The sequence below is a fragment of the Acinetobacter sp. 797_lipA genome, assembly GCF_058243025.1.
The window spans coordinates 1,303,603-1,322,150 of the sequence record NZ_JBZAYQ010000001.1; the positions used below are offsets into that span (position 1 = coordinate 1,303,603).

Annotated in this window: 12 protein-coding genes; 11 read left to right on the plus strand and 1 reads right to left on the minus strand. The window is 40.2% G+C overall.

The window, feature by feature from the left end:
• Positions 1-66 precede the first annotated feature (66 nt).
• From AC4CU2_RS06330 to gltS, 11 genes are all read left to right on the plus strand, one after another.
• Complete coding sequence (locus AC4CU2_RS06330) at positions 67-2,820, plus strand: autotransporter assembly complex protein TamA (RefSeq protein ID WP_490768464.1); 2,754 nt, start codon at positions 67-69, stop codon at positions 2,818-2,820.
• Positions 2,821-2,845: 25 nt separating this feature from the next.
• Positions 2,846-7,363, plus strand: a complete 4,518-nt coding sequence (locus AC4CU2_RS06335; RefSeq protein ID WP_490768465.1) for a translocation/assembly module TamB domain-containing protein — start codon at positions 2,846-2,848, stop codon at positions 7,361-7,363.
• A 207-nt stretch (positions 7,364-7,570) separates the two neighbouring features.
• Positions 7,571-7,774, plus strand: coding sequence for a hypothetical protein (locus AC4CU2_RS06340; protein ID WP_058869843.1), 204 nt, complete (start codon positions 7,571-7,573; stop codon positions 7,772-7,774).
• A 144-nt stretch (positions 7,775-7,918) separates the two neighbouring features.
• The gene (locus AC4CU2_RS06345; RefSeq protein ID WP_490768466.1) at positions 7,919-8,353 is read left to right on the plus strand and encodes an I78 family peptidase inhibitor; all 435 of its coding nucleotides are present in this window, start codon (positions 7,919-7,921) and stop codon (positions 8,351-8,353) included.
• Between the two features lie 108 nt (positions 8,354-8,461).
• Positions 8,462-8,821, plus strand: a complete 360-nt coding sequence (locus AC4CU2_RS06350; protein WP_058869841.1) for a hypothetical protein — start codon at positions 8,462-8,464, stop codon at positions 8,819-8,821.
• A gap of 121 nt (positions 8,822-8,942) precedes the next feature.
• The gene (locus tag AC4CU2_RS06355; RefSeq protein ID WP_004696516.1) at positions 8,943-9,212 is read left to right on the plus strand and encodes a hypothetical protein; all 270 of its coding nucleotides are present in this window, start codon (positions 8,943-8,945) and stop codon (positions 9,210-9,212) included.
• Positions 9,213-9,506: 294 nt separating this feature from the next.
• A complete protein-coding gene (locus AC4CU2_RS06360; RefSeq protein ID WP_490768467.1) occupies positions 9,507-12,146 on the plus strand; it encodes a bifunctional aconitate hydratase 2/2-methylisocitrate dehydratase in 2,640 nt (879 codons plus the stop codon).
• Between the two features lie 58 nt (positions 12,147-12,204).
• Positions 12,205-13,212 (plus strand): DUF4365 domain-containing protein, encoded by a 1,008-nt coding sequence (locus tag AC4CU2_RS06365; protein WP_234955894.1) that lies wholly within the window; start codon positions 12,205-12,207, stop codon positions 13,210-13,212.
• A 250-nt stretch (positions 13,213-13,462) separates the two neighbouring features.
• Positions 13,463-13,678: a hypothetical protein gene (locus AC4CU2_RS06370; RefSeq protein ID WP_087012331.1), complete on the plus strand. Its 216-nt coding sequence runs from the start codon at positions 13,463-13,465 to the stop codon at positions 13,676-13,678.
• A 415-nt stretch (positions 13,679-14,093) separates the two neighbouring features.
• Positions 14,094-16,319, plus strand: a complete 2,226-nt coding sequence (locus AC4CU2_RS06375) for a TonB-dependent siderophore receptor (RefSeq protein ID WP_490768468.1) — start codon at positions 14,094-14,096, stop codon at positions 16,317-16,319.
• Between the two features lie 204 nt (positions 16,320-16,523).
• Entirely contained in the window at positions 16,524-17,747 is a 1,224-nt protein-coding gene (gene gltS, locus AC4CU2_RS06380; protein WP_490450751.1) for a sodium/glutamate symporter, read from the plus strand.
• A 231-nt stretch (positions 17,748-17,978) separates the two neighbouring features.
• On the opposite strand, the gene AC4CU2_RS06385 is transcribed toward gltS, so the two are convergent.
• Positions 17,979-18,464, minus strand: coding sequence for an Lrp/AsnC family transcriptional regulator (locus AC4CU2_RS06385; protein ID WP_004696532.1), 486 nt, complete (start codon positions 18,462-18,464; stop codon positions 17,979-17,981).
• Positions 18,465-18,548 lie beyond the last annotated feature (84 nt).

Here is an 18,548-nt window from a genome sequence, read left to right on the forward strand (position 1 = left end):
TTTCAGTTCTTTTGTGACAATTCATTAGAGCAAATCCATAACGATTAAATAAATTTAGAGTTTTCTATGCTTGCCAAAACACAATTTAAAAAGTCGACTCTTTCATTGAGTATGAATTCTTTCATACCGTGGCATCATAACAATAAATATTTGTGTCTGAGTATCTTTTTAACGCTTTTGTCACAAGCGGCTTTGGCTGAAACCTCCGTTGCGATTGAACCAAGTAATGCACAAGTCGAGCCACAAACTTCTACGCAACTCACTGAAGACATTAAAAAAGAAGCAATTCGCCAAGGTATGGGCAGCGCGGACGAATTAAAAAAAGTTGAAAATTCTGTAGTTCAGCCAAGTGTTCCGGACAGTATGCAAATGTTGCAACAGCAACAGGCAGCTTTAAAAAATTTACCCGAATTTGCACCGATTGAGTTTGATAGCCTTGAGGACTTGCCAACTGTCCAAGTTGACCAAGGTATGGCCAATGATATTTATCAGATGGCTGAGCAAGCGAAAGCAGAAGCTCAAGCTTACCGAAGTGGTAAAACGACCGAGTTGGTGCTGAGCGATGCAACTCAGCAGGAAATGGCGGAAATTAATCAAGCTCCGGTCAATGTTGATCAACTGATGCAAAGTATTCAAGCAGACAGTAAAATTTCAGTAGAAGCCAACACGGAAGGAAATACTTTAGATTTTGGCATGAGTGCTGAAGAGCAAATTGCCAAAGAACCTAATTTCTTTAAACGCATGCTTTATAAAATTCGACCACCAAGAGAATTGGATACTGCAAAAGTTCCGCGGATCAGTGCGGATGTCGAAATCATTAATGCTAAATATGAAGGCGAGATATCCAATAAAGCGTATCAGGCTGCTTTGGTCAATCTAAAAGAAAATATCAAAGGCAAGGTTTCTAGCTTTACCGAAGAGTCTTTTGAAGACTTTCCTTCTGCACTGCCACAGTTGCGTTCACTTTCCAACCAAGCCGCTCAAGCCGTCGGGTTTTATAATGCTGAGTTTAAGTTTGAAAAAACCAGCAGTAACCGTGTGCGCATTCAAGTGGTACCGAATACACCTGTACGGATTGAAGAACAAAATATCGAATTTAGTGGTGCAGGTCAGTACTTACCGCAGTTCCAAGTGATTAAAGTCTTACCGGAGCAAGACATCGGTGATGTATTGCACCACGGCTTATACGAGTCGACCAAAGCACGAATTAATGAAGCGGCCAGCAATAACGGTTTTTTTGATAGTTACTGGCGTTTACATGATGTGAAAGTTGAGCAGCCGCAAAATACGGCAGACATTAACTTACGTTATGAAACAGGTCAACGTTATAAACTCGGCGGTGTTGAGTTTGTGATGAGTGATCCAAGCAAACCACTGCCTATTGATTTAGATGTTTTACAAAGTTTAGTGACTTGGGAGCCTGGCGCGGACTATACCTTTTGGCGTGTTAATGGTTTGGCCAATAATTTGACCAACTCACGTTACTTCAACTACAGTTTGGTAGATGCTGTTCGACCTGATCCGGTTGAAGGAATCCGTGAGTTACCGCCTGATTTACAGCAGTTGGTCGATGATCAACAACTTTCTCGTCAGGATGTTTTGGTTCAAGAGAAAAAGAAGGTTGCTTCGAATCGTGAAGTGACACAGTCTGTGGTCAGTGAGGCACAGTTTGCCGGTGTCAATGATCCCGAGCAGAATAAAGCACAAGCAGCGCTTCGCACCGCACAAGAAACCAAACAGAGTGAAGAAGAGCGTTTAAAACTTGAAGCTCGGGAAACAAAAGTAATTCCTGTTAAAGTCACTTTAAATGCAGACCAGTTAAATAGTGTCGAAGTCGGTGCAGGTTACGGTAGTGACTCAGGTGCACGCTTACGTACACAGTATCGCCGTGCGATTGTGAACCAGCGTGGACACTCTTTTGATGCCAACTTAGAACTTTCAGAAATTCGACAGGCTATTGATGGTCGCTATAATATTCCCTATAAGCATCCACTAAATGATTATATTAGTCTCGTGGGGGGGTATGAGCGTGAAGAACGAGATGACATCGGACAAGGCGTAAACTTACTCACTGAATCTGCTGTTGCTGGGGCTGACCGTGTTATCAAAAACCCAATGGGGAATTGGCAACATACCTATGGTGTGCGTTACCGTTTAGATCGATTGACGCAAAAGGGTTCAGCGAATGTAGATGATTTGCCGGATGCATTTATTGCAAATAATGACCCTGAGCAAGAGTCGCTTTTATTGGGCTATGAAATTTCTAGAATTGACAGTGATAAACGTGTAAACCCTAGTAAAGGAATTAAACAAACTTATAAAATTGAACTGGGAAGCGAAAGCCTACTTTCAGATGCAGATATGGCTATTGTAAATGCGGGTTGGCGCTTTATCTATTCATTGGGTGAAAATGATAATCACCAGTTTGTCGGACGTGGCGATCTCGGTTATATCTTTACCCCAGACTTTAATAAAGTCCCTTATAACTTACGTTATTTCACGGGTGGAGACCAAGGTATCCGCGGTTTTGACTACAAGAGTTTGTCACCTGTGGTCGATGGTTTTAAAGTGGGTGGTCAGGCCTTAGCTGTCGGCTCCATGGAATATAATTATCAGTTTAAAGAAGGCTGGCGTGCAGCAGTATTCAGCGACTTTGGTAATGCTTATGATACAGATTTTAGCAATGACACCGAATACAGTGTTGGTCTTGGTGTGCGCTGGGCATCACCGATAGGACCGATCCGGATCGATGTAGCTTCAGGTATTTCTGATGATAGTCATCCGATACGTGTGCATTTCTTTATTGGCTCATTATTATAATATTTAACACTTTTTTGGGAAGACTATGGCTGAAGTAGAACAGCAGCAAGAACCAACACCACCTGCGCCGCTTATCAAACAGCGACGTATTTTTAGAAGTGTCATTTTGACACTGTTGTTGACGCTCATTTTGTTGGTGATATCGCTTGCAGTCATGTTTTCTACCGACAAAGGCAGTAAGTTTTTACTCGACCAAGTTTTACAACGTCAGCAGATTATCCAATATGAGTATGAAGGCGGTAACTTGTGGAAAGGTATTATCCTTAAAAATGTGGTGGTTACCTTAAAGCCTGTCGATGTCAAAATTGACCGTGCTGACGTGATTTTGGGTTGGCGTGCCATCTTAGATAAGGAGATTCATCTACGTGAAGCTGATGTACGCAATTTGCGCATCATTACCAAAGGTGAACCGAGTGATGAACCCTTTAAGTTCAGCGAAATTAAATTACCCTTTGTTTTACGTTTAGATACAGCAGATATTGATCATTTAAATATCCGGACTGCATCCGATGCCCAAGTAGATTTTTATGATGTGCATTTAAATAATGCCCTCTGGTCGGGGACGGAACTTGAGTTTGAAGACTCTCGCATGGACATGGGCTATTTAGCAGTTCGTAATGCAACTGGGAAAATGAAATTCTCAGGGAAATATCCACTTGAGGCGAGTGCTATTGCCAACCTACCGTCACTGCGTGATAGTTTAAATGTGCATGATATTGCTGTACACGCAACAGGGACATTGGATACTATTCAAGCGGGTTTTGCAACGCGGACACCTGACCTGTTGACGGGTTGGGCTATTTTGCACCCTGTACGTAAGCATGTACCGATGCAAGGTCAGCTTAAATTTAATCATTACAACTTACCACTCCTGACCGATTACAAACTCTATGCTGAAAAAGGCATTGCTAAATTTTCAGGTGATATCGAACGTTTAAATATTGACTTAAATACAGATCTGAGTGGTAAAGATATTCCAAAAGGTCAATATACTGCTTTGATGCATACCGATTTGGTTCATCAACTTGACATTGATAACTTAAATGCTCAGTTGATGAAAGGTTCGGTCAATCTGGGTGGTGTGGTAAGTTGGAAGGATCATGTCACTTGGGACATACAAGGTCGTTTAGATAAAATCAATCCTAAAGATGATGTACTGCCACAAGTAGTTTCTGACTTTCTACCACCAAGTTTGGATGCAAAAATTGCATCCAAAGGTACGCTTGAAAAGGGTTTACACTTAACTGCAGATCTAGACTTTGATCGTTATGAAGCATGGCATCTCGCACTAGACCAAAACCCAGAGAAAAATAACAAAGTCCAGCTAATGTTGATGGATGTCTCTTGGAAAAATATTGATCGTGCCGTGCCTTATATCGGCTGGTTAAGTAGTGCTTCAGGGGATGTAAAACTGGCGTTGGTTGAAGGTCAGCAAGATATTCATGTTGCAACTGTTGTGAGTAAACACGAAAAAGCGACGTTACCTGCAGGTAATTACCTTGCACAGTTAAATTTTAAAAATAATAATTTAAATGTGCCGAGTTTTAGTTATGTGGCAGGTAAGGGAAGCTTAAGTGGTAATGCGGTGGTTGAGCTACCAGATGAGAAACGTCAACTGAAGTGGAAAGCCACTTTAAACGCGAAAGATTTTAACCCACAAATGGTGGCAGAGGCTTCACCGGTTAATTTATTGAATGGAAAGCTACAAGCAAATGGCTATGCCAAACCGAATCAGCAGATCATTCAGCTACAGGGGATTGATCTGACTGGAAAATTGGTGGGTAATAATGAAACGGTTCACTTAACTGGTCAGTCAACCGCAGCACTCCTGTTTAATGATGAAAAAGCTGGTGGTGCTTTCAAAGGCTATGCAGTGAACTACGATGGCGCTTTAAAAGCCAGCCAGTTTGAAGCCAGTCAAGGTACGTTGAACCTAAAACTTTCAGGAACGCCTGAATTTATTAAAGTGACTGAGCTGAAACATAATGGTGTGGCAGGCCAAATTAATGCCAGCGGTTTGGTGCATTTTATTCACGGCATCACTTGGGATGTGAATGCAGCATTCATTCGTTTTAAACCTCAATATTTTGCGTCTAGTGTTAAAGGCGAATTGTCTGGTGTAGTGAAAACCAAAGGTACATGGTCGGATGCTTTAAAACGCATTAACATTGAAAGCTTAAACCTCGCAGGTACGCTGAACAATAAGCCAGTCCGTGGCACAGGTAATTTAGCTTTGGTGCTCAACTCCAGCGAAAAGGGCTTTTTACCGCAACAGTTTGAAGCGAATAACCTACTGTTGGCGTATGCCAAAAACCAAGTACAAGCGACGGGTAATGCACAAAATCTAAGACTGAATATTAATGCACCTACTCTGTATGAAATTTATGCGGGCTTACGTGGCCGTGCCTACGGCTATTTAAATATCCAATCTCAACCACGTTTAAGAGCTACGGCAAACTTAGCAGTGGATAATTTTGGCTTTAAAGATCTGATTAATATGCGTAAATTACGCATTGTCGGGCAATTGCCGACATCGGAAACAACACCGTCATTATTAACTGCAAAAATGGAAAGCTTAAGAAGTGGTAATCGTGAAATTCAACAAGGTGAAATTTCACTGGCAGGTATTCGTAAAGCCCATTTATTAAAAGTTTCTGCGCAAAACGAAAAGTCGAAATTTTATGTGCAATTGGCAGGTGGTTTTAATGCGCAAAATGATTGGTTAGGCCAAATCCAAAAAGGTGATTTTGACTCTTTGCGTGCACGTTTGGTACAGCGCCAAAGTGCAGCCGTGGTCTATAACAGTGCCAAAGCAGATTTGTTGATTGGTGCGCATTGTTGGATGAGTCAACAAAGTCAGTTGTGTTTTGACCAGCCGATTCGTGTCAGTAAAACACGTGGCAATATTTCATTCGTGACTCAAAACCTCGACCTAAAAGACTTTGCTGCCTTTATGCCTGAAGGATTAGCGATTACAGGTAAGTTAAATGGACATGCTAAAGCGGTTTGGGCACAAGGATCTAAACCAAAAATTGATGCGCGCTTAGTCACCCGTGATGGTGTGATTGGCTTGGCGGCGGATGACCCACAAGATATGGGTTCAACCTTAAAATATGAACAAGTGGCTTTGGTTGCCAAAAGCATCGCGGAAGGTTTACAAATCCGTTTGGATGTCAAAACACCTGAAATTGGTGTGGGCTATGCCAATGTGGTTATTGATCCGTATCGGGACAATATGCCTATGCGCGGTGAAATTGCATTTGATCAGGTACAACTCAAAGTCTTTAAACCTTTCATTGCGGATGTACGTTCGATGGGCGGAACAATTTCGTATGCAGGTAAGATTAATGGAACGCTAAAAGCACCACTACTTACAGGTGATCTCCGCCTGAAAGACGGTTCGATTAGTATGATTTCACTCCCAGTCAACTTGACCAATATTCAGCTGTATTCGGCTATACGCCAAGACCAAGCCACCATCAATGGTGCTTTTAACAGTGGTCGTGGGGTGGGCACACTTACAGGGACAGTCGATTGGAAAAATGATCCACGTATTCAGCTTCAGTTGAATGGAGAAAATCTACTGATTCGCCAAGCGCCATTAATTACCGCGCTAGTGACGCCGAAAATCACACTGGATGTTTTACCGTTGAGTAAGAAATTAACCTTAAACGGTGAAATTCAAGTTCCTCGTGCGCTTATTTCCATGCCTGAAGCATCTGTACCTGTGGTGAACGTATCGTCAGATGTACGCGTGGTCAGAGAAGGTCAAAACCAATTGGCGATTTTAAATAGCGCAAAACCTTGGGACATTCGTGCCGATCTGATGGTTGGACTAGGTAATCAAGTTGTCTTCCAAGGGTTTAATAGTCGTATTCCATTGTTAGGTCGTTTATATCTGTCGCAGCGCGGTGCTGAAACCGCAATGCGTGCCAATGGTGCAATTGGGGTAAGTCAGAAAGTTAAAATTGAAGCTTATGGGCAGAGTTTGGATTTAAACCGTGCCATTGCGCGTTTTAACGGTGTGTTGAGCAACCCAACACTGGATGTTGATGCAAATAAAAATGTACAAGGCAGCACGGTGGGTTTCCGTGTGACGGGTACGGCAACATCACCAAATATTCAGGTCTATAACGATGCAGGGCTGTCTGAGCAAGAGGCTTTGAACGCGTTAATTACAGGCCGCATTAACGAGGGTACAAGTGGTTTAAGTCAAACTGAAGGCTTCAAGTCAGATGTCAACAACACCATTGCTGCCGCAGGGATCAGTTTAGGTTTAGGTGGTACACGTGCCTTTACTAACCAAATTGGACGTACTTTTGGCTTAAGTGGTTTAGCATTAGATGCGCAAGGTACAGGGGATGACACACAAGTCAGCCTGACGGGTTATATTACACCTGACTTATATATCCGTTATGGCGTGGGTGTCTTTACACCAGTCAATAAACTGACTCTGCGTTATCAAATGAACAAACGTATGTACTTAGAGGCGAGTCAGTCATTAGAGCGTGCCATCGACGTCTTCTATAACTGGAAGTTCTAAAGCTACTCTTCTGCTAAATAAAGCCTACATCATGTAGGCTTTATTTTTAGGTGTTAAAAAAGCTTAATTCACTATTTGATAAAACTCTTTATTTGATAGATGAAGAAAACCTATGAATAACAGACACTAGATACTTAAAATCAATTAAACCATAATGAAAGTAGGTGTATAGTAAATGGACTTGCTAAATTTAGAGTGATGATCCCTATGCCGATCAAATTTGTAATACGCTTTGCAGCGATTTTATTTTCAGTTTTAATTTTAGTGGCGCTTGCTATTCAGTTTTTCTTTGATCCGCACTATACCGTGGTCTTTTGGATCTTTGCTATGCCGTTCATTTTAGGTACTCCAATTCTAGCATCTGTAGTTTTAGCGAAAAACGAAGAGCTTGATATTCACTCAGTCAATTAAAAATGACCTGAAAAAAAGATTATCAGCATAAAAAAGTCCGTCAAGTGATGGGCTTTTTTATTAAACCTTAAATTTTGCAAAACTCGCACAGTTTTTTTAAAACATATTTGCTATGTTGATCTTTTATTTAAAGAAATATTTTTTATGAAAAAAATCTTAATGCTTGGATTAATGGTTGCTGCTATTTCGGGTTGTAGTACTGCGCAAAAGAATAAAACTGAAAAGCCAACTTTAGGTATGGCTAATCCTGCCAGTACGTACTGTGTTGAACAGGGTGGTAAATTAGAGATTCGAAAAGAGGCCAATGGTGAAGTAGGCTATTGCCATTTGCCGAATGGTCAGGTCATTGAAGAATGGGCACTTTTCCGTGCTAGTCAAAGCAAATGTGTTGCCGAGCAGGCGACAGCCTTGATTGGTCAGTCACATTTAACTGAAGCGCAGATTAAGCAAAAAACCAGTGCGAAGATGGTACGCTTAGTACAACCAGGGCAGCCTGTGACTATGGATTATCGTGAAGACCGTGTGACAGTAACAGTCGATCCGAAAACTAATAAAGTGGTTCAAGCAAACTGTGGTTAATTTTTCTAAGAATAAAAGCTCGAATTTGGGCTTTTATTTTATTTAAAGTGGGTAATGGTTCTTCATTTGAAAAAGTTTGTTTATGATAGGGCGAATAGGAGAGTTGTAATGAAAAAGTTATTCGCTTTGGCTGCTGTAATTGCACTGGTAGGTTGTGCTGAAAAAAAACCGCTAACCCCAGAAGAGCAATGGCATGGCTATTGTAAAAGTATTGGTAATGCAGCACGTTCAATTATGTTAGACCGCCAAAATGCCATTGAAAAAGATAAAGCGATTGAGCATGCCAATAAAGTTGAAGACGAAATGACCAAGGCATTTGCGTTAGAAATTATTGAAGATGTTTATGCTTTACCTGAGGCTGAAATTAAATCCGATATTGAAGGTGCGCGTGAAAAAATTCGTGTGAAATATACTGAAAAATGTATCGCAACACCGCATACCGAAATGCCAGATTACAAACCGTTCTAAGGAACGGTTTTTTATTTTTTGGATGGAACTTTTTGTGACAAAACTCTAAATCATATATATAGCAAAGCATATAAAAATAAAGAATAATGAACCTAGAATAAAAAAACGAGAGGAGCAGAAAATGGAAGTTGTTGGCTATTTAAATCACGCAGATTTACTCTTGGAAGATGAAAATGGTGTGGCCGTAATTGGCGGTGGTCATTATGTCCTTAGCTTGGGTGACCATGTATACTTCAAACACGCACTTGACCATGAACCTACACGAATTTCAGTACAAATTTCTTTTGCAAGCTCTGCACATCAAAATTTACATGAGGACGAAATTCAGATGAAATTTGAAGGCTGTCGTGAAAGTTTCAAACAATATATTCAAGCGACAACGGTACACTAAGGTTGAATATTTATATTGCGTAAAAAGAGGCAACATAGGTTGCCTTTTTTATTTTTAAATGGCAGTTCAAAGTTAATGTGAAACAATTCCAAACGATCTGACTATATTGCTGTTTTTATGTCCAATCGATATGAACATCATTTAGTTAGAAAATAATGGGCATCACGAAGAAACACTTGTAGCGCATTAACTTTTAACTGGAATTTTAGTAAAATTAAGCAGTCCATATTATTTACGTAGCTTTATTTAAAGCAGGAATACGTAAATAATTTTTTAAAAAAGAGGAATAACACCGTGCTAGAAGCTTACCGCCAACACGTTGCAGAACGTGCCGCACTCGGAGTCCCACCGAAGCCACTTGACGATGCTCAAACAGCTGCATTAGTTGAATTATTAAAAAACCCACCAGCTGGCGAAGAAGCATTTTTAGTTGATTTACTAGAAAACCGTGTTCCAGCGGGTGTTGACCAAGCTGCATATGTTAAAGCTGCATTCTTAGCTGCTTTGGCTAAAGGCGAGGCGACTTCACCATTAGTTTCTAAAGAACGTGCGGTTTACTTACTAGGCACTATGCTTGGTGGTTATAACGTTGCTCCTTTAGTTGCTCTTCTTGACGATGCTGCACTTGCTGAATTAGCAGCTGAAGCACTTAAGAAAACGCTTCTTGTATTTGATGCGTTCCATGACGTTGCAGACAAAGCAAAAGCGGGTAACGCGAATGCACAAGCGGTTATGCAATCTTGGGCTGACGCTGAATGGTTCACGACTCGTAAAGACGTTCCAACTGAAATCAAACTGACTGTTTTCAAAGTAACTGGTGAAACTAACACTGACGACTTGTCACCTGCACAAGACGCATGGAGCCGTCCAGACATTCCATTGCACGCAAATGCAATGTTGAAAAACGTACGTGACGGTATCAACCCAGAAGTTCCTGGTGAAGTTGGTCCATTAAACCAAATCAAAGACTTAATCGCGAAAGGCAACCAAGTTGCTTACGTAGGTGACGTTGTTGGTACTGGTTCAAGCCGTAAATCAGCAACTAACTCTGTACTTTGGTTCTTCGGTGACGACATTCCGCACATCCCGAACAAAAAAGACGGTGGTTACTGCCTAGGTTCTAAAATCGCTCCAATTTTCTTCAACACGATGGAAGATGCTGGTGCGTTACCGATCGAGATCGATGTTGCCAACATGAACATGGGCGATGAAATCGTTCTTAAGATCGATCACGCTGCTGCTAAAGTAACTGCGTTCAAAGACGGCGCGCAAATCGCTGAAGCTGAACTTAAAACTCCAGTTCTTCTAGACGAAGTACGTGCTGGCGGTCGTATTAACCTGATCGTTGGTCGTGGTTTGACGACTAAGGCTCGTGAAGCTTTAGGTCTTCCAGTATCTACAATGTTCCGTACTCCGGTTCAACCTGCTGCAACTGGCAAAGGTTTCACTCAAGCTCAGAAGATGGTGGGTCGCGCTTGTGGTCTTCCTGAAGGTCAAGGCGTACTTCCAGGTACTTACTGTGAACCTAAGATGACTACTGTTGGTTCGCAAGATACAACAGGTCCAATGACGCGTGACGAATTGAAAGACTTGGCTTGCCTAGGTTTCTCTGCTGACCTTGTTATGCAATCTTTCTGTCATACAGCTGCGTATCCAAAACCAGTTGACGTTCAAATGCAACACTCGCTTCCTGATTTCATCATGAACCGTGGTGGTGTGTCTTTACGCCCAGGTGACGGTATTATTCACTCTTGGTTAAACCGTATGCTTCTTCCAGATACTGTTGGTACTGGTGGTGACTCGCATACTCGTTTCCCAATCGGTATTTCATTCCCGGCGGGTTCTGGTCTTGTAGCGTTCGCTGCAGCAACTGGTGTTATGCCATTAGACATGCCTGAATCTGTACTTGTGAAGTTCAAAGGTAAAATGCAGCCTGGTATCACTCTACGTGACCTTGTACATGCAATTCCTTACTACGCAATTAAGGAAGGTGACTTAACTGTAGAGAAGAAAGGTAAGAAAAACATCTTCTCTGGTCGTATCCTTGAGATCGACTTAACAGAAATGGAAACTGACCTGACTGTTGAGCAAGCGTTCGAACTTTCTGATGCTTCTGCTGAACGTTCTGCTGCAGGTTGTTCTATCACACTTTCTGAAGAGAAAGTTGCTGAATACCTTCGTTCAAACATCACCATGTTGAAGTGGATGATTTCTGAAGGTTATGGCGATGCGCGTACTATGGCTCGTCGTGTTGAGAACATGGAAAAATGGTTGGCTAATCCAAGCCTGATCAAAGCGGATGCTGATGCTGAATACACCAAAGTGTATGAAATTGATCTTGCAGACATCAAAGAACCTATTCTTTGCTGCCCGAACGATCCAGATGATGCGAAACTTCTTTCTGATGTTCAAGGCGCGAAAATTGACGAAGTATTCGTTGGTTCATGTATGACGAACATCGGTCACTTCCGTGCGACTGGTAAATTGTTAGAGAAAGTTCCTGGTGGTGCGTTGTCAACTCGTTTGTGGATTGCTCCACCTACGCGTATGGACGAACATCAGTTGATGGAAGAAGGTTTCTATAACATTTATGGTAAAGCTGGCGCGCGTACTGAAATGCCAGGTTGTTCATTATGTATGGGTAACCAAGCACGTGTAGCGCCGAACACGACTTGTGTATCGACTTCTACTCGTAACTTCCCGAACCGTTTAGGTCAAGGTGCTAACGTTTACTTGGCTTCTGCTGAACTTGCTTCTGTTGCTGCTGTATTGGGTAAATTACCTTCTCCAGAAGAATACCAACAGTACGCAGCTCAAATTGACAGCATGTCAGCTGACATCTATCAATACTTAAGCTTTGACAAGATGAGCGAATATACTAACGCTGCTAAAGACGTTGATACCAAGAAAATTGCTGCTGCTCAGTTGACTTAATTTATTGAAAAATAAATTAAAGTAGTTTATAAAAGCTCCACTTAGGTGGGGCTTTTTTATGTCGATTGATAAAAGAATATTAGATAATTTAGGTGTAACTTCAGTCACTAGCTTCGTTGAAACACATTTGTTGTGTGGGTGGCAGGGGTATGATGCTAAGAATGATAATGCATTCGATGGTATGATTATTATGAAAAGAGGTAGCAATGCATTACGTGAAACTGGAGGAATTATTTTTGTCCAAATAAAATGTGGTACTTCGGGTGGTTATAAAAAAGAAAGGATAACAGATCCTGATAATATAGGTGTACATGTTGGGAGGGATTATATTGAAAGTCATAGACATAAATGGAATATAGTACCAAGTCCAGCGATTCTTATTTTTGTTGATGCTGATGCTTATGAAGTTGGGCAGCCTCATAAATACAAACCAGTTATGTATTGGGTGGATTTGAAAAAAGATGAAAGCTATTGTGGAAAAAACAAACAACTAATTTTAGTTCCTAAAAAGAATAAGATTAGTCTAAAGAGTAAAAGCGATTTTCATAACCTATGTAGGAGTTATCTAGGGGATGAGACTTTAGGCAATATATTCGTAAAAAGTAATGAGGGACTACCTGTACATCTAGGAACAAAAAGCACTTTAAAGACTGATGCTTGGAATTATTATAAAAATTGGAGACAGCGAGGTGTTTTTAAGCATCCTAATTTGGGTGATATATATATTAATGGGATGGGGTGGAAACATATAACTAGAGCAGGTCGTGGTAGCCAGAGAATCATTGCATCATGGTTATTATTGCCTATTGCTAGAAATATTATTGAAAATGTAGCCAGTTTTAAGGTATTAGATAGAATAGATATCGAAAATAAAATTGATCCTAACAAAATACTTATTAGAGATTATATTGGAATCAGGGCACATGTAAGCTTTAATTATCGAGATTCAAGTGTAGTTCAGGTTATTCTTAAAAGAGAAAGATTATATGATGTTAACAATGGCCTGTTGAACCAAAATATTTGGTTCTATTCTGTGTTTGAGCTAAGAAGAGGAAAAATGCAGTAAATTTCAATCGGAAACACTAAAGCGAACATAGTTTTTGAAAAGACTATACGCAATTATCGTCTTTATTCGATAAATTCTTTCTATTATTGAAATAAACTGCGAAGGCAGAATACATGAATTTATGAATATAAATCAATAGTAATGTCATTTTAATATTAGGAACTTAAAGAAATTTAGTGAATATTATTTACATGTTATAAAATTGAGCATCTAATTAGCTAGATTAAAATAGTTAAAGTTAATATTTCCAATGCCCAAACAATCCCGATTCCTCTGTATTGGTGGCTTCCTCAACGGAACCCAAGTCAAAGACCAAGGTGATAGCTTTATCTGTGTGGAAAATGGCAAACAAGTGACCTACCGAAAAATGGAAATTTTCCATCAAGACGCGTGGGATCAAGACTACTATGTGTGTGAAACGACAACAGACCAACAAGCCAAAAACTGGGTCTATGACATCGAGTAAGTCCTCGACAAGACCATGAGTTAAAAATAGACCAAAATACACGTGGTCTATTTCTTTGTTGCTATCTTTTATAATTATAAAAAATTAGAGCATTATAAATATCGATTGTTTTTTTTCACCCAGTTTTTCTGTGAAAAGGAACGTATATCGGCAATACAAATATCTTAAATCTAAATTAAAGATGTATTTGCTAATGATAATTAGTATCACTTGCGTTATTTTTTGTTTATAATTTTCGAAATGGATTGATATGTAATGACTCAAACCACTGAGATGTTCGAAAAGGATTTTACGAATCTTAGTACTTGTGATGCTACAAAGGTGCTTGTTTTACTTAAGCATAGTAGGCACGTGCGCACTTTAAAATTATCAATTCATTGTCTTATTTTTTCTCATTAGCTGTGAATGTCCTGATATGTCTAAACGTCCGTTGTCTACGCAAAAGCCACTCTATTTGGCGATGCAAATTATTTTCCTGTCTTCAACTGCCATGCTGTCTATAACACACGCAAACACCGTGGAAGAGGAGGAGGCGAATGCAAGGTCTCAGCCAAATGCACAGTTGGCGACCATTACCCTTACAGCCCAAGATAAAACAGCAGTCACCGAAAATACAGGTAGCTATACGACCAGCAGCACAAATACCGCAACCAAGTTAAATTTATCCCTACGTGAAACGCCACAAACAGTCAAAGTCTATACCCGTGAATATTTGGATGACCGCAATATTGAGTCCTTCCAAGATTTACTCAATAACATCACAGGTGTGTCAACTACACGTACGGATGAACGGCAGAGTGCATTTGCCCGTGGTTTTCAAATTGACTATTACTTAGTTGATGGTATGCCAAGCAACTTAACTTTAGGCGCTGGTGATCCAGACCTCAGTATTTATGACCGTGTTGAAGTCGTAAAAGGTGCCAATGGTTTAATGACGGGCGCAGGCAACCCTGCAATGGCCTTGAACCTGATTCGCAAGCGCGCAAACGCAAAAGAGTTCACTGGAAAGGTTGAAGCATCGGTAGGTTCATGGGATAGCTACTCAAGCTCGGCAGATTTGTCAGCACCTTTAAACAGTGATGGTTCACTTCGTGGGCGCGTTTTTGTAAAACATTCTGATGAAAAATCATTTATGGATTTTTATGAAAAAGAGCGCAATGTTGCCTACGGTGCAATTGACTATGATATTAGCGATAAAACCTCACTCTCTTTGGCTGCCTCTTACCAAGAGTTGAACCGAGATGGAGTACGCTGGGGTGGCTTACCCGCTTTTTATACCGATGGCACAAAAACCAATTTTGACCGATCATCGATTGTGAGTTCGGATTGGACATTTTGGGATGTAAAGTCCGCATCACTTTTTGCAAACTTAAAGCAAAATTTATTTAATAATGTTGATTTAAATGTTGCGTACTCATACCGTCGAGATGATACCGATAGTTTTATTTTCTATACTGCAGGAAAAGTGACTAAAGCAACGAATACGATTCCTATTGAAAATGCTTCGGTATATCGAGACCAAAAGCGAAACGATGAAAATAATGTCGATGTTTATATTACTGCACCATTTACCCTTGCAGGGCGAAATCAGGAAATCGTTTTAGGTGGCTCTTGGAATAAAGCCCAGCTCAAGAAAAATACTTATGGGCAGACCTTTGTTCCAAATAACCCTGCGTTAACTAAGCAAAATCTAATCGATTTGTTAGGGCAAGATGTAATTGATTTTAATCACATGAATACGCGTTTGACAGGCTCATTAGAAATGGATAAAACCAATCCATTGAATGAAACCACGCAAACCGCTGGGTATATTGCAGGTAAATTCCACATTTTAGATCCATTAAAAGCAGTTGCTGGTTTACGTGTTTCAAATTGGGAGTATGAGTCAGAAACACATACAACGGATCGTAAATTCGAAAATCAATTAACCCCTTATGCAGGTCTTATTTTTGACTTTGCACCGAACTATTCATGGTATGCAAGCTATACCAGTATTTTCAAACCACAAACAAATAGAGATCAGTCGGGTGACTACTTAGATCCTGTAGAAGGTAAAACGTATGAAACTGGTGTAAAAGGGGAGTTTCTTGATAAGCGTCTAAATGCGGGGCTTTCAGTGTTTCGCATCGAGCAAAGTAATGCAGCTCAAGCTTTACTGAAAGCAGATGGTACAAATGTTAAAGTTGATGGTACAACCAATGAAAATGCTTATTACGGGACAGATGGTGTCGTGAGCAAAGGGGTTGAGTTAAATATTGATGGTGAAATCAATGATAACTGGGGGCTTAGCTTTGGTGTTGCCAATTTTGATGCTAAGGATGCCAAAGGTGATGACTACAATCCTACAAACTCACGTACCACGGCTGATGTTTTTGTAAAATATAAAAATGATTCGTGGTATGCAGGTGCAGGTTTAAACTACTACAGTAAAATTTATATCGGTACAGGTGCTGCGCGAATTGATCGGGGTGATTTGTATCTTGCAAATGCGATGCTAGGTTATAAATTTGATGAAAATATGAGTATGCAAGCAAATGTAAATAATATCTTTGACAAGAAGTATTATGAAGGCATTGGTCCAAATGCTATGGCTTGGGGTGATCCATTAAATGCAACATTAAGCTTTAATTATAAATTTTAATTTTAAAGTTACGCTGCTATAAAAACAAAAAGACCCAATTGAGTCTTTTTTGTTTTTTAAGATTATGTATTTTTAAAATACTGAGCTCAGTTTTAAAACATCATGTAATCTAAAGCATAGAAATTGTACATTGAGAAACTTTAGCCTGTTCATCACTGACTTATCTGTTTTAGAATTAATGCAATAAGCATCATTGGATATCTCATGAACTATCAATTCGATGCATTTATGACCATTGTTGCAGCAGTTGCTGTGCTATTGGTCGGTTATGTATTTGTGAATAAAGTCAGTATTTTAAAAAAATATAACATTCCCGAACCTGTTGCGGGTGGGTTGATTGCAGCTGTTATCACTTATATCTTATTTAAAAGTTCAAACATAACTGTCAACTTTGATACCAATATTCAGCAAATTTTTATGCTGATGTTTTTCACCTCTGTGGGGTTAAGTGCAAGCTTAGTTAAGCTCAAAGAAGGTGGGAAGTCGCTGCTTATATTTTTAGTCTGCGTTATTGTATTTGTCCTGCTGCAAAATGTGGTTGGTATTAGTCTTGCCAAAGTTTTAGGTCTAGACCCGCTGATTGGTTTAATTACAGGCTCGGTCACACTCACAGGTGGTCATGGGACAGCAGGTGCATGGGGCACGATATTTGAACAAGAACATGGTGTGCATGGTGCGATTGTGCTGGGTATGGCAAGTGCAACATTTGGTTTAATCATTGGTGGGGTAATAGGTGGACCTATCGCTAAATTTCTGATACGTCGCTACCAGTTGGCTGAAGAAATTCCAGCAGCAACAGGGCGTAATGAAGCGCCACCTTCAGCACAAACGGCACCATTTGAATTTCCTGAAAAAACGCGTCTAATTACGGCAGATGATGCGGTCAAAACCATGGGGATGTTTGCCATTTGTATCAGCTTTGCATACTTCATGACAGGGGTAGCTAAAGGGCAGTGGTTTGAGCTACCAAGTTTTGTTTGGGCACTGATGTGTGGTGTGGTTTTACGTAATATTTTAGAGCATGGGTTGAGAGTTCAGGTTTTTGACCGCTGTATCGATGTATTTGGCAATGCTTCACTGGCACTGTTTTTAGCCATGGCGTTGATGTCCTTACAGCTTTGGTTGTTGGCAGATTTGGCTGGTCCACTGGTGATTATCTTGATTGTTCAAACAATATTTTTAGCACTTTATTTGTACTTTGTAACTTTCCGTGTAATGGGCAAGAACTATGATGCTGCAGTACTGTGTGCAGGTCAATGTGGTGTCAACTTAGGTGCGACACCGACAGCAATTGCCAATATTCAAGCGGTAACCAATACCTATGGACCATCCCATAAAGCCTTTTTGATCATTCCGCTGACGGGTGCATTCTTTGTCGATATTGTGAATGCTTTTGTGATTCAGCTCTCAATTGGTATTTTAGGTTAATATTTTTAGAGATGATACCGTTAATAAAAAGCACTTTAGGGTGCTTTTTTATTGGTTACGGTTTTGTATTGGAATGATTTTCACTATCTAAAATATCAGTATTCTAAAACTTATAGGCATTAAAAAGCCCCATGGTTAGGGGCTAGTCGTATGCACATCTAAGGCACATACTGTAAGAGGCTCATCTCATACTGAGAGTATTAAACCACATTTACACAATAGTTGCAGCAATCACTCAATCATAATGAGGTCTGATTTATTTTCGAGCTTCAAAGGGCGTAAGGCAAAAATGGAGCGTGTATGTCGTACACCTTTCATTGAGTATAAGTTTTTACGCAAAAAGCGTTCATAGTGTTCCGCATTTTTCACTGCGACTTTGAGTAAGTAGTCGTAATCGCCAGTTACTAAATGCGCTTCAACCACTTCAGGCATGTAAGCCAGTGCTTCACTAAATTGTTCTAAGATTTCATCATCATGGCGTTCAAGCGTAATTTCAATAAAAAACAGCTCATTAATCCCAATGGCTTTTGAATTAATCTTTGCTGTATAGCCTTCAATGATGTTGAGATTTTCTAGGCGTTTTACACGTGTCCAGCACGGAGAAGACGAGAGCCCAACTTTCTCCGCCAACTGGGTAACGGTCAGACGGCCGTCTTGGCGAAGTTCAGACAAAATACGGCGGTCAATTTTATCTAAAACGTAGTGAGCATCATTCATAACGTATTCCTTCGTATAATTTTCTTTATAAACTATTTTATGTGAAAATATTTCTCAATAAATACTCAAAATAAGCAAATAAAA